Here is a 13,396-nt window from a genome sequence, read left to right as displayed (position 1 = left end):
TTACTTATAATGCCTAAGTGATGTAACTAGCCTTAATCCATACTCTTCAGCTCAAGAACCATATCACGGATTTGAGCCGCCAACTCGAAGTCAAGCAGTTCTGCCGCTTCGTGCATTTGTTTTTGAAGTTTCTTGATGGCTTCTTGGCGTTCTTTCTTGTTCATAGCACTGTAGTCCACAGTATCCTCTGCCACTTCTGCTTCATTGACCTTGGTAATCGAAATAAGGTCCCGAATTTCTTTCTTAATCGTTTGCGGAGTGATACCGTGTTCCTTATTATAAGCCATTTGGATTTCACGACGGCGAGCTGTTTCATCCATGGCCTTCTGCATAGACTCCGTAATCTTATCCGCATACATGATAACGTGCCCTTCACTATTTCGGGCAGCACGTCCAATCGTTTGGATAAGCCCACGTTCATTACGAAGAAAACCTTCCTTATCAGCATCCAAAATAGCAACCAGACTAACCTCAGGAACGTCAATCCCCTCACGGAGAAGGTTAATCCCAATAAGAACATCAAAGACACCCAAACGCAAGTCACGGATAATCTCAGTACGCTCCAAAGTCTTAATATCAGAATGCATATATTTGACCTTGACACCCATTTCCTTGAGGTAGTCCGTCAAGTCTTCAGTCATCTTCTTAGTCAAGGTTGTTACAAAGACACGCTCACCTTTTTCAGTACGGGCATTAATCTCACCGAGAAGATCGTCCATTTGACCCATAGTTGGACGCACTTCGACTTCTGGATCAAGAAGCCCTGTCGGACGGATAATTTGTTCAACGACGGTCTCAGTCTGCTCCATCTCATAGTCACCTGGTGTCGCTGATACATAAACAATCTGATGCACATGACTTTCGAATTCTTCACGACGAAGGGGACGGTTATCAAGAGCTGACGGTAAACGGAAGCCGTAATCAACCAACATCTTCTTACGAGCTTGGTCTCCGTTATACATTCCCTTAATCTGTCCCATGGTCATGTGACTTTCGTCAATCATGATGAGGAAATCTTCTGGGAAGAAATCAAGTAAAGTAAACGGTGGCTCGCCTTCTTTTCGACCATCCATGTGGCGCGAGTAGTTTTCGACACCGTTGGTGTAACCCATCTCACGGAGCATTTCGACATCGTATTCTGTCCTTTGACGGATACGTTGAGCCTCGATGAGTTTCCCCTCGGCTTCAAATTGCTTAACCTGAGCCTCCATCTCTTCCATAATATTCTTGATGGCTTCTTCCATATGCTCTTCATTGGTCATAAAGTGAGTAGCCGGGAAAAGAACAAGGTGCTCAACTTCACCGAGATTACGTCCGGTCAGACTCTCAATCTCACAAATGCGGTCAATCTCATCACCGAAAAATTCGACACGAAAGGCGTGCTCATCACGGCTGGCAGGAAAAATTTCGACCACATCGCCACGCACACGGAATTTCCCACGTTGGAAATCAATATCGTTTCGCTCAAACTGGATATCAACTAGGTCATTTAGCAGCTTGTCTCGAGAAATCTCTTGGCCTGGTCGAAGGCTGACTGCTGAATCAGCATATTCTTTGGGCGAACCCAAACCGTAAATACAAGAAACAGAAGCCACAACGATAACATCATTACGCTCAAGGAGGGCCGACGTTGCTGAGTGTCGTAGCTTATCAATTTCATCGTTTACAGAGCTATCTTTTTCGATATAGGTATCTGATGATGGTACATAGGCCTCTGGCTGATAGAAATCGTAGTAGGAAACGAAGTATTCCACAGCATTGTCTGGGAAAAACTCCTTGAATTCTCCGTAAAGCTGACCTGCCAAAGTTTTATTGTGGGCGATAACCAAGGTTGGTTTATTCACGCGCTGGATGACCTGACTCATGGTATAGGTCTTACCTGTCCCTGTCGCTCCCTTTAGGATTTGAGCCTTCTCCCCACCTTCGATATTATCAACCAAGGCTTCAATGGCCTGAGGTTGGTCCCCAGAAGGTTCATATTTAGAAACCAAATGAAATTGGTTGTCTTCTTTTCTATCTATCATGGTTTTTCCTTTCATTTATGTAATCATTCATCTCTTGGTCGGAGAAAAATTCTCCTTCTGCGATAGGAATATGTATCATTCGTGTCTCAGCGACGTATTTGCGCTTTCTTCGTGTCTGATAACCGAGTTTTTTATCATATTTCAAGGCCGTTTTACTATCTTTGAAAAAAATGTATAAAACTCTATACCTCTTCCTTTCCCAAGACCTTATATTCCCGAAATCATAGATACGTTTTAGGATATAGTATATAGTTGATGAGTGTTTGGCATCATCCATTGGCGTTGACCAGTCCTTCATAACCAAGTCAATTTCAGACAGCGGAATCTCAAAGGTGACCCGCCCACATAATCTTCCATAATAAATAAAGGTATCATTGTTAATTTCCAAAATTTTTTTATGACCTTTAAGTCTCACAATACCATCAACTAAGTTAGTCAAAGCATGAAGAAATATTAGTAAAATGAGGAAGGCAACACAGTTATCCACAAAATTCCCAAAACGATAATCATCTATAAGAAACCAGCAGAATAAACCAGTGTAAGCGATAAGAAGTATAAGTCCATAGACAATCTGTACCCAAATCATACCTCGCTCAATCTTAACTATCATCTCTTCCCCTTTTCCAAACTTTCTTCTATTTTAACACAGAAGTAAAAAGACCGAGTCTTTGAACTCAGCCTTAAAAGTTTTCTTTCTTTAATTGTAATCGAAGAATGATGATACCTACCACCAGAACCACACAGGTAACGATATTCCCTTCTAGGCCAAAGGCTCCACCTGACAACCAATCAGGCACACCTGTCCTGGCCTGAAAGTGCAATAAGCTGCCGCCTGCATTCTGTCCACTAACTGACACACCAACTAGATTTCCTTGCGCAAAGTTCCAAGCACCATGAAGAGCCGCTACACCCCAGATATTATCTGTCTTGAGCATGTAAAGAGCCATGAGAACACCCACTAGAACAATACTGATGAGAGACAAGGCGGTAACTCCTTGATTTCCCAAGTGTAGCATTGAAAAGAGAGAACTTGAAATAGCAATTCCCCAAGAAAGGTTCAATCTATTAGTCACCGTCTGAAGCAACCAACCACGTGTCACCAGTTCCTCGGTTCCACCTTGGATAAACCAGAAAGGTATTAGGGAAAGTATGTATAAGAGGGTTTTCTGCGAAAAGTCTACCTTCACAAATTCTAAACCGCCTAGTAAATAAGTCCCAAGGAAACTAACTAACAAGAGCAAAGATCCAAGTCCCCAACCTTTAAGCAAGTTCAACCAAATATGACCCTTGAAAAATCCAAGTGTACGAATGGGACGTTTTTCAACAACTTTAACCCAGAAAAAGATAGCTAAGGCAGTAAAGGCAAAGGCTCCCAACTGAAAATACAAGGTTGAAAATATTTTATAGTAAATCGAATGTATATCCTGGAACTGAATGTTGCCATTTAATACTAAGAACGAAAGAACAATAGCCATTGGAATTCCCACAACAATCCCTGATAGAAATCCACTTATAAGGAAATAACCAAAGGCAATAAAACAGGACAGCATAATCATCAGCCAACTTGGGACTTTATCATATAGGCTAGTATATTTCTCAAGCATACGTTTCTTCATTTTTTAGCTCCTGTAACAAATCTTACATGTATTCGATTACAGTGTAACTAATTGACACAAGCTTGTCAAATTCTTCTAAAACTCTTCTCATATCTAACGAACTTTGTTACATTTCCTAACATCAAACTCCAAGAAGTTTGATAACAAGACCTTTTTTTGATAGAATAGGAAGGTATTTTATAAAGGAGACTTTTTATAATGAAGAAAAAACTTCTGACACTCTTCTTGAGTGTCATGTCAGTTTTCTTTGTTTTCGGAGCTAAGGCATCTGCCGAGACTATCTCAGTCGTTTCAGATACAGCCTATGCCCCATTTGAATTCAAAGATTCTGATCAGACCTACAAGGGTATCGACGTTGATATCATCAACGAAGTTGCCAAACGTAAAAATTGGGACGTTAACCAAACCTTCCCTGGTTTCGATGCAGCTGTCAATGCTGTTCAATCAGGCCAAGCTGACGCCCTTATGGCCGGTACTACTGTTACCGACGCACGTAAGAAGGTCTTTACTTTCTCAGACACTTATTACGACACCTCAATTGTTATCTACACACGTAGTAGCGATAAAGTCAGCGACTACAAACAATTGAAGGGTAAAACAGTCGGTGTTAAAAACGGTACCGCTTCTCAAACTTGGCTTGATAAAAATGCTAGCAAATATGGTTTCACTGTTAAAACTTTTGACACTAGCGACTTGATGAACAACAGCTTGGATTCTGGTTCTGTTGATGCAGCTATGGACGACACACCAGTTGTTAAATACGCTATTGGTCAAGGAAAAGACTACGCTATCAACATTAAGCCTGAATCTATCGGTAGCTTCGCTTTCGCTGTTAAAAAAGGTGGAAAACACGAAGATCTTATCAAAGATTTCAACGAAGCTCTTAAGGAAATGAAGAATGACGGCACCTACGACAAAATCATGAACAAATGGTTGGGTGACTCATCAAAATCTTCTTCATCAAAACCTTCAGCAGATCTTAAATTGACTGGTAATGCCAACGCAAAAGCCACTCCTGCTAAGGAAACCTACACTATCTCAATGGACTCATCTTTTGCTCCATTCGAATACCAAAATGGTTCAGGTAAATATGTAGGTATCGATGTCGATATCATCAATGCCATTGCTAAAAACCAAGGTTTCAATGTCAAATTGACAAACCCTGGTTTCGATGCATCACTTAATGCTGTACAATCTAGCCAAGCTGATGCCGTATTGGCTGGTATGACCATCACTGATGCTCGTAAACAAATCTTTGACTTCTCTGATCCTTACTACACATCAAACATTCGTTTGGCTGTAGCTAAAGGAAGTAAGGTTAAATCTTACAAGGATCTCAAAGGTAAGACTGTAGGAGCTAAAAATGGTACGTCATCTTACTCATGGTTGGAAGACCACGCTGGTGAATATGGCTTTACTGTTCGTGCTTACGATGAAGCTTCTACTATGTACGACAGCTTGAACTCTGGTTCAATCGATGCTCTTATGGATGATGAAGCCGTTCTTCTATACGCTATCCAACAAGGGCGTAACTTTACAACACCAATTGAAGGTATTGCTACTGGTGAAGTCGGCTTTGCTGTTAAAAAAGGTACTAATCCTGAGTTGATTGAAATGTTCAACAATGGTTTGGCTGCTATCGTGAAAGATGGTACTTACGATAAGATTATCAATAAATACCTTGATAGCAACAAATCAAAAGAAGGAAGCTCAAAAAAAGCTACCGATGAAACAACCATCGTAGGCTTGATTAAAAACAACTACAAACAACTTCTCCAAGGTCTTGGAATTACCCTTGGTTTGACCCTTCTTTCATTTGCTATTGCTATGATTATCGGTGTTATCTTCGGTATGATGGCAGTTGCACCAAACAAGACACTTCGTGTGATTTCACAAGTCTTTGTTGACGTTGTCCGTGGTATCCCATTGATGATCGTTGCAGCCTTCATCTATTGGGGTATCCCTAACTTGATTGAAAACATCACTGGTCACCAGTCACCAATCAATGATTTTGTGGCAGCGACAATTGCCCTTTCACTTAACGGTGGTGCTTACATTGCCGAAATTGTGCGTGGTGGTATTGAAGCTGTCCCTATTGGTCAGATGGAAGCCAGCCGAAGCTTGGGTGTTCCTTACAATACAACAATGCGTAAGGTCATCTTGCCACAGGCGGTTCGCTTGATGTTGCCAAACTTCATCAACCAATTTGTTATCTCATTGAAAGATACGACTATCGTATCAGCTATCGGTTTGGTTGAACTCTTCCAAACTGGTAAAATCATCATTGCTCGTAACTACCAATCATTCCGTATGTATGCGATTTTGGCCCTCCTTTACTTGGTTATCATCACATGCTTAACGAAATTGGCTAAACGACTAGAAAAGAGACTTAAATAATGGCTGAATTGAAAATCGATGTGCAGGACTTGCACAAATCATACGGCGACAATGAGGTCCTTAAAGGCATTGACGCCAAATTCTACGAAGGTGACGTTGTATGTATCATCGGTCCTTCAGGTTCAGGTAAATCAACCTTCCTTCGTACGCTTAACCTACTTGAGACAGTGACATCTGGTAAAGTAGTCGTTGATGGCTATGAATTATCAGATCCTAAGACAGACCTTGACAAAGCCCGTGAAAATATCGGGATGGTCTTCCAACATTTCAACCTCTTCCCACACATGACAGTCCTTGAAAACGTAACATTTGCACCTGTTGAACTTGGACGTATGAACAAGGAAGAAGCTGATAAATTAGCTATGGATCTTCTTGATCGTGTTGGACTTGCTGACAAAGCCGATGCTACACCTGATAGCTTGTCAGGTGGACAAAAACAACGTGTGGCAATTGCGCGTGGTTTGGCAATGAATCCTGATATCATGCTCTTTGACGAACCGACTTCTGCCCTTGACCCTGAAATGGTCGGAGACGTTCTTAACGTTATGAAAGAATTGGCAGAGCAAGGTATGACCATGATTATCGTTACTCACGAAATGGGATTTGCTCGTCAAGTTGCCAACCGAGTAATCTTTACTGCGGACGGTGAGTTCCTCGAAGATGGTACTCCAGATCAAATCTTTGATAACCCACAACACCCACGTTTGAAAGAATTCTTGGACAAGGTTCTAAACGCCTAATTATCAAAACAGTTACTCTTGCTAGAGTAGCTGTTTTTGATTACCATTTTGGATAAGAAAAACAGAGCAAGTGCTAGACTTGCTCTGTTTCTTCATTTAGTTCAGGGTGTTTTGCTGCTTCTTCCCTTGCCAAGCGCTCACGCTCAAGACGGAGTTTTCGGTTAGGATTTAAGCGCGTAAAGAGTTCTTCAAGTTTCTTTGGATTCCAAACATCGGCCGCAGAAACAAAATTTCCATCTTTATCCCTGAAGGATATCGGTTTATCTCCCATTGTAAACCTCTTATTTTAATATTTTTTATATTTCACTGACTTTACGCAGTTAGTGAGGTTGATAGGCAATCCGCCATAGCGACTGCCGTAGACTATCAAGTGCTTGGCACTTAGAGAGTCTTGCACGGTCACGACACGAAGGAAAGTCGGTCGATTATACCGACTTTACGCGGTTAGTGAGGTTGATAGACAGTCCGCCATAGCGGCTGCCGTAGACTAGCAAGTGCTTGGCACTTAGAGAGTCTTTCAACATCAATCCACAAACTCAAATTCGAAGTTACCAATACGAACGATGTCGCCATCCTTAGCACCACGTTCACGAAGCGCTTCATCAACTCCCATACCACGCAATTGACGTGCAAATTTCATGATTGATTCGTCACGTTCCATGTTGGTCATAACAAAAAGTTTTTCAAGTTTCTCACCAGAAAGTACCCATGAGGCATCGTCGTCACGGCTAATTTCAAATGGACGTTCATCCTCGTTAAAGCCATAGTAAACTTCTTCTTGTTCCATATCATCTTCACTATAAAGTAAGAATTCGTCTGTCTCATCAAGCAATTTTGCAGTAGCTTCTAAGAGATTTTCCAAACCTTGGTGAGCCAAACTTGAAATTGGAAAAATTTGTGGCAACTCATCGAATTCATCGTAGTTAGCAGCCAATTTTTCCTTAAACTCTTTCAAGTTTTCCTCAGCCTCAGGCATGTCCATCTTATTAGCTACAATAATTTGTGGGCGTTCCATCAAGCGTAAGTTGTAAGTTTCCAACTCTTTATTGATTTGAAGATAATCCTCGTAAGGATCACGTCCTTCGCTCGCTGACATATCAATCACATGAAGGATAACACGTGTACGCTCAATGTGGCGAAGGAACTGCGTTCCCAAACCAACACCCTGACTAGCCCCCTCAATCAATCCTGGAAGGTCAGCCATAGCAAAGCTCTCACCTGACTTAGTACGAACCATTCCCAAGTTAGGAACAATTGTCGTAAAATGATAGGCACCAATCTTTGGTTTTGCTGCCGTTACCACACTGAGAATCGTTGATTTACCAACAGATGGGAAACCAACCAAACCAACATCAGCCAAAATCTTCAATTCCAATTGAAGTTCACGTTCTTCACCTGGTTCACCATTTTCAGCGATTTCAGGAGCAGGGTTACGAGGTGTTGCAAAACGGATATTTCCTCGACCACCACGTCCACCGTGAGCAATGACAAACTCTTGGCCATCTTCAACCAAATCAGTAATAACTTTGCCGGTCTCAGCATCACGAACTGTCGTACCTGGCGGGATGCTAACGATGAGGTCTTCAGCACCTCGACCGTGCATTCCCTTGGTCATCCCTTTTTCGCCATTCTTAGCCTTGAATTTACGGTTATAACGGAAATCCATAAGGGTACGCAGACCTTCGTCAACCTTGAAAATGACTGAGCCACCCTTACCACCGTCACCGCCCCAAGGACCGCCATTGGGTACATATTTCTCACGACGGAAAGCGACCATCCCGTCACCACCACGACCAGCTTTGACACTAATCTTGGCTGTATCTAAAAACATACTCATCTCTATATCTCTCTTTCTGACTAGTGCGTCCTATATCAAGACATTCTCATATAAAAGAATTTCTGACAGACACAAAAAAACGCTTGATAGCGTCTTAAAGGACAGCTGCGACTGCTTGGAAAATCAATGCCCCAACTGTTACTAATAGCATAATCAAAACGACCAATACTGTTAGACGTTCAAAAAATGATTTCTTACGTGGTCCGTTATCTCCAAATGCCACTTGAATTTACCTCGTTTTTTCTTCTATTATTTCACAATAATAGTAACAAAAATCTGCCCATTTCGCAACTCTTAACTAGCTTAAGCCAAAGGAATTCCAAAAACAGCTAAAGCTTCCAACTCCTCCTCGCTTAAACGTCGCCAAGCACCAAGTTCTAAATCATCTGGCAGACTTAAAGGCCCCATACTCATACGTTGTAACTCTGTCACTTCCTTACCACAAGCAGCTACCATACGCTTAACCTGATGGAATTTCCCCTCAGCAATGGTAATCTGAACCAAGCTAGTCCCAGCATCCCTATCTACGGATACAATCTCTAGTTTAGCTGGTTGGCAAGTGTGGTCTTTGAGTTCAATACCTTTTTCAAAAGCCAGAATATCCTCCTGATCCATGATACCATCCACCTTGGCTTGATAAATCTTGTCCACATGTTTCTTTGGAGATAGCATGGCGTGAGCTAAGTCACCATTATTGGTCAATAGAAGAAGACCATGAGTGTCAATATCCAAGCGACCAACTGGAAAAATTTGCTTATGTCTTGCTGTGTCATCGAGTAAATCGAGCACTGTCTTGTGACGGGCATCCTCTGTTGCTGAAATGACACCCTGAGGCTTATTTAAAAGATAGTAAACAAAGGTCTCATGTGTCAGCTCCTGACCCAAGTAAGCAATTCGGTCTTTATTCTCATCAATCTGAGCCTTAGGTGACGTCTCCACTTGACCATTTACAGTCACTTGCTTCTTTTTAAGAAAGGTCTTGACCTGACTACGACTCCCGACACCACAGTCCACCAAAAACTTATCCAGACGCATCTAAACTTCCTCCTTTATTGGAATCCAAACTTCCATTTCATAATCTTCAGCCTGACGATTTCCTGGGAGATAAACCTCTACAGTGGGCTGGTCAATCATTTCAAAATGGTTCTTAGCATAGTGAAAACTCTCCCAAACAGCTGCCGTTGCAGGCCCTCTAAGTTTAAATACCGCATAAGTAGCTGGTGCTAGAGCAATCATTTCCATACTATCATCCTCACCAGCCAAGGCTGTTACATAAGTCTTGCGACTGCCATCATTGATCCGAATGCCATAGGTAGGAACAGCCAAATCATCTTGTTCTGCTAAAAAAGGTACCCAAAGGAAGTCTGTTGGCTTACCTAATTCCTCGCCTTCAAAAGCCATCCCTGAAAAACTCAAAAATCCCTTCCGAACAACCCTCACATCATAACGAACGGTTACTAAATCCAACTTTTGAATCACCTTTTTAAGTTTTGTCAGCTCAACTGGAACCTCGTCCGCTAGGACATAGGAAATCTTTTCTACAAATGCTTCTTTTTCGGCATTACCAGAGCCTATAGGAACCAAGACCCAATCTTCTGCTGCAACGCTTTGATCTTCACAAAGGTAGGTAAATTGCTTGCCTCCTTCGTTAAAAGACACATCGGCTAAACGAAAAAGAGGTTCAGGCAAATCGACAACCAGCATCTCAAGCCCCTTTGCTTGAAACAAGAGCTCTTGATCCCTTAAACGAGCCTTCATAGCCAAGCTATCACTATCAATTGAAAAGGTGGTGTCAGTGTCCATTACAGACTGAAAGAAGGCCTGGTGTAAGCCTGAAAAAGTCCAGACAGCATGCCAACGACACATCATCTCATAATCGTCAATGGTCACCAGAAGAGAGAGCTCCTGCTGGTCAGATGCATAGGAATAGGCTTGAACGCTCAGTTGGTCTGGTGTCAGGTAGTCATTAACAAAGACCGCAAAGTCATCCATGGTTTGAAAATCTGACATAAACGCTCCTTTTCTATTCCTCAACCGAGCCTGTCACATACATAGTAAATGTAGCCCTTGTAAGAATTTTCTCTTCCTGATTAGTAATGACAACTTCCACCACCTTAGTCGTCTTACCATTATGCACACACAATCCTTCAATCTTGAGTTGGTCAGACAAATGCCCTGCCTTGAGATAATTGATATTAGACTGAAGCGTCACCGCATAATCACCTGTTGAAATGGCCACGAGACCTGCGACCTGGTCACAAAGCGTAAACAGATATCCCCCATGAGCATTACCAAAATAATTCAGGGACTTCTCGACTACCTTAGTTGTCACGATAACATGTCCCGTTTCAAATAGTTCTTCTTGAAAATTCTCAAATACATGGATCTCATGTAGTTTGTCTTCCATAGCAAGCACTCCTATCGTTGCTCATTCCACACCTAGTGAAATGACACGTCTTTATCTACTAGTATAACACGAAGTTCATAAAGGATAATAAGCTTATTTGGCTAAGCTAATATCAACCTTAATATCTTCACGAAAAAGCTTCTTCACTCGACAATAATTATCCACAAAAGCCAAGAGTTCTTGTTCATTTTCCAAAATCAGATCCTTAGGTAAATGAATCGCAAGTGTGAAATGCCCTTCTTCATAGTTGGAATCAACCTGAATAGCAAGCTCCTCAATTCCCTGATACTTGGCAAAATAACTCTGTAGACACATGGTCACACAAGAAGCCAAAGCAATATTCACCAGGCTCATAGGTGTTTCCCCATCTTCCGTATAGCCAAAAAGTTCCACAGGTGCTCCATACCCCTCTGAAAGTGAATGGAATCGTTTGTCACCTTTAATTGTTGTTTGATACATCATATCACCTCAATCTGTTTTTATTATTATAACAAAGAGAGGCCTAAGGACCGAGCTGAACGATTTGAAATATCTATCAAAAAAACAGAAAGCGTAAGGGTTTTTAACTCTTATTTTCCAATAGATTAGTCTTGTACAAAACTGATATTACCTAGGGATTCCAGTTGAGTAAAAACGACTAGAAGCGTTTTTAAAATTTTGGTTTTTCATTTAAAATGAATTTATTAAGAAAAAAGGGAGACTATTATGAAAATATTTTCGAAATTAACTTTAGCCTCTATCTCAGTTCTTGCCTTGTTGACCTTAGCAGCATGTGGCAACTCTAAAGACAAAACTGACTCGTCATCTTCAGCACCATCATCAAGCAAGGTGATCAAAGAATCTTCTTCAACTGATTCAAGTGCTTCTGTAAAAGTCAACAAAGACGGATCAACTGAAGTCAGCGACGGAAACGGTAACTCAGCAAAAACAAACGGCAATAACACTGTAGAAGCCAACGATAGCGAGGGTAACAGCGCAACAGTTGGTCAAGATGGTTCAGTAGAAGTTAATAGCCAAGACGGTACAAACGTCAAAGTCAGATCAGACGGAACTGTCTCAATTGGTAACTAAATAAGATAAAAAAGGCTAGCTATTCTGCTAGTCTATTTTTTTAGATTTAGATTGATGTAAACGCTTCCTGAAAGTGTTATAATAGGCGTGGTAATCCAAATTCAGGAGGTGAGACAATGAAAAATAAAATCATCTTGGGATGTTTGGCTGCAGCGACTTGTGAGATTCTCTTTGGGCTCAGTTTTATCTTTACCAAATCTATTACAGCACAGGTCAGTGACCTGGCTTTAATCTCTTGGCGTTTTGTCACAGCCTTCCTTTTTATTAACCTCTATTTTCTCATCAGTCGACGTCGTATAAACATTAACGGTAGGAATCTTAAACCTCTGACACGTATTGCCATCCTCAATCCGATTATCTATTTTATCTGTGAAACGATTGGCATTCGTATGACGACGGCTTCTGAAAGTGGAGCCTTTCTCGCCTGCATCCCAGTCGTTGCCCTTATCATGTCTAGCCTTATTTTAAAAGAATGGCCCAGCCGTTGGCAGGTGGTCGGTGTCATCACAACCCTCGTCGGTATCATCATGGCTGTCTTTGCTGCTGGCGGTTCTACCCACTTCTCCCTGGTGGGCTACTTGATTCTAGGTCTAGCAGTTGTCTCCTACGCCCTGTATTGCGTTGATGTTGAAAGGGCTAGTCAATTCAGTAGCCTTGAGATTACTTATTTTATGCTTGCCAGTGGTTGCCTGACATTCGGACTCTTTGCACTCAGCCAAGGCTTTCTAGCAGGCGATTTGAAAGAGCTCTTGCTACTCCCTGTGATCAATCCAAAATTCACTATCACCATCATTTATCAAGGCTTGGGATGCAGTGTTCTGGGCTATCTTCTATCAAATTTTGCCATCGCAAATATCGGGGTTAACCGAACAGCATCCTTTATTGGGATTTCGACAATTATCTCAATTCTAGCGGCTGTCGTCGTCTTAGGAGAACCCTTCTCGTATTTACAAATTTTTGCAGGAATTTTAGTCGTCTTGGGCGTCTATGTGGCCAATAAAACCTAAAACTCTCGGGAATTAAGCTTCCGAGAGTTTTTAGTCTTAATCAAGCTCTGTTTGGATTAACACGACGAGTTCTTCCTCATTAGGAATGCTGCTTACCGCAGTCGGCTCAGGTAAAGCCTTATCTCCATACCCCTTAATAATATGTGATAAGAACACAGACGCTTTTGTCATGGCAAGAGGTAAAGAATCTGCCCTAATGCTACGACCAAAATCAGGAAAACTAATTTGATAACCTTCCTCAATCGTGTGAAAAATCGCTGGATATTCGTATAACATGTCTCTTCCCCCATTTCAATA

At 41.6% G+C, this 13,396-nt stretch carries 15 protein-coding genes; 4 read left to right on the top strand and 11 right to left on the bottom strand.

Features of this window, described 5'->3' with window-relative positions:
• Window positions 1-32: 32 nt before the first annotated feature.
• The 3 genes from uvrB to HMPREF2867_RS07345 all read right to left on the bottom strand — a co-directional run bounded on the left by uvrB (window position 33) and on the right by HMPREF2867_RS07345 (window position 3,640).
• Window positions 33-2,024 (bottom strand): excinuclease ABC subunit UvrB, encoded by a 1,992-nt coding sequence (uvrB, locus tag HMPREF2867_RS07355; protein WP_070576790.1) that lies wholly within the window; start codon window positions 2,022-2,024, stop codon window positions 33-35.
• Window positions 2,014-2,634: a hypothetical protein gene (locus HMPREF2867_RS07350; protein ID WP_070576787.1), complete on the bottom strand. Its 621-nt coding sequence runs from the start codon at window positions 2,632-2,634 to the stop codon at window positions 2,014-2,016. The genes uvrB and HMPREF2867_RS07350 overlap by 11 nt, the downstream gene beginning before the upstream one ends.
• Before the next feature lie 70 nt (window positions 2,635-2,704).
• On the bottom strand, window positions 2,705-3,640 hold the full coding sequence (locus HMPREF2867_RS07345) for a CPBP family intramembrane glutamic endopeptidase (RefSeq protein ID WP_070576784.1): 936 nt from the start codon (window positions 3,638-3,640) through the stop codon (window positions 2,705-2,707).
• A gap of 198 nt (window positions 3,641-3,838) precedes the next feature.
• Here HMPREF2867_RS07345 and HMPREF2867_RS07340 point away from each other — a divergent pair, with 198 nt between their 5' ends.
• Complete coding sequence (locus tag HMPREF2867_RS07340; RefSeq protein ID WP_070576781.1) at window positions 3,839-6,037, top strand: ABC transporter substrate-binding protein/permease; 2,199 nt, start codon at window positions 3,839-3,841, stop codon at window positions 6,035-6,037.
• The gene (locus tag HMPREF2867_RS07335) at window positions 6,037-6,777 is read left to right on the top strand and encodes an amino acid ABC transporter ATP-binding protein (protein ID WP_037601657.1); all 741 of its coding nucleotides are present in this window, start codon (window positions 6,037-6,039) and stop codon (window positions 6,775-6,777) included. Before HMPREF2867_RS07340 ends, HMPREF2867_RS07335 begins: the two co-directional genes overlap by 1 nt.
• Before the next feature lie 73 nt (window positions 6,778-6,850).
• Here HMPREF2867_RS07335 and HMPREF2867_RS07330 read toward each other — a convergent pair whose 3' ends face one another.
• The 7 genes from HMPREF2867_RS07330 to HMPREF2867_RS07300 form a co-directional block, all read right to left on the bottom strand.
• On the bottom strand, window positions 6,851-7,048 hold the full coding sequence (locus HMPREF2867_RS07330) for a hypothetical protein (RefSeq protein WP_002884415.1): 198 nt from the start codon (window positions 7,046-7,048) through the stop codon (window positions 6,851-6,853).
• A 252-nt stretch (window positions 7,049-7,300) separates the two neighbouring features.
• Window positions 7,301-8,614 carry a GTPase ObgE gene (obgE, locus tag HMPREF2867_RS07325; RefSeq protein WP_002891491.1) on the bottom strand — a complete coding sequence of 438 codons (1,314 nt, stop codon included), beginning with the start codon at window positions 8,612-8,614 and terminating at the stop codon, window positions 7,301-7,303.
• 94 nt (window positions 8,615-8,708) lie between these two features.
• On the bottom strand, window positions 8,709-8,837 hold the full coding sequence (locus HMPREF2867_RS07320; protein ID WP_002884629.1) for a DUF4044 domain-containing protein: 129 nt from the start codon (window positions 8,835-8,837) through the stop codon (window positions 8,709-8,711).
• 80 nt (window positions 8,838-8,917) lie between these two features.
• A complete protein-coding gene (locus tag HMPREF2867_RS07315; protein ID WP_037601654.1) occupies window positions 8,918-9,649 on the bottom strand; it encodes a pseudouridine synthase in 732 nt (243 codons plus the stop codon).
• Complete coding sequence (locus tag HMPREF2867_RS07310) at window positions 9,650-10,624, bottom strand: GyrI-like domain-containing protein (RefSeq protein ID WP_070576777.1); 975 nt, start codon at window positions 10,622-10,624, stop codon at window positions 9,650-9,652.
• Window positions 10,625-10,637: 13 nt separating this feature from the next.
• A complete protein-coding gene (locus HMPREF2867_RS07305) occupies window positions 10,638-11,021 on the bottom strand; it encodes a PaaI family thioesterase (protein ID WP_070576774.1) in 384 nt (127 codons plus the stop codon).
• 93 nt (window positions 11,022-11,114) lie between these two features.
• A complete protein-coding gene (locus HMPREF2867_RS07300; RefSeq protein ID WP_037598323.1) occupies window positions 11,115-11,480 on the bottom strand; it encodes an OsmC family protein in 366 nt (121 codons plus the stop codon).
• 246 nt (window positions 11,481-11,726) lie between these two features.
• Here HMPREF2867_RS07300 and HMPREF2867_RS07295 point away from each other — a divergent pair, with 246 nt between their 5' ends.
• Window positions 11,727-12,092, top strand: coding sequence for a histidine kinase (locus HMPREF2867_RS07295; protein ID WP_070576771.1), 366 nt, complete (start codon window positions 11,727-11,729; stop codon window positions 12,090-12,092).
• A gap of 116 nt (window positions 12,093-12,208) precedes the next feature.
• Window positions 12,209-13,099, top strand: coding sequence for a DMT family transporter (locus tag HMPREF2867_RS07290; protein ID WP_070576768.1), 891 nt, complete (start codon window positions 12,209-12,211; stop codon window positions 13,097-13,099).
• Between the two features lie 36 nt (window positions 13,100-13,135).
• On the opposite strand, the gene HMPREF2867_RS07285 is transcribed toward HMPREF2867_RS07290, so the two are convergent.
• Window positions 13,136-13,375 carry a hypothetical protein gene (locus tag HMPREF2867_RS07285; RefSeq protein ID WP_002884756.1) on the bottom strand — a complete coding sequence of 80 codons (240 nt, stop codon included), beginning with the start codon at window positions 13,373-13,375 and terminating at the stop codon, window positions 13,136-13,138.
• Between the last annotated feature and the right edge of the window lie 21 nt (window positions 13,376-13,396).

Source organism: Streptococcus sp. HMSC064H09 (assembly GCF_001812625.1).
Classification (GTDB): Bacteria; Bacillota; Bacilli; order Lactobacillales; family Streptococcaceae; genus Streptococcus.
Note: the sequence above shows the minus strand (reverse complement) of the source record. Positions and strands in the feature narration are given on the sequence as shown.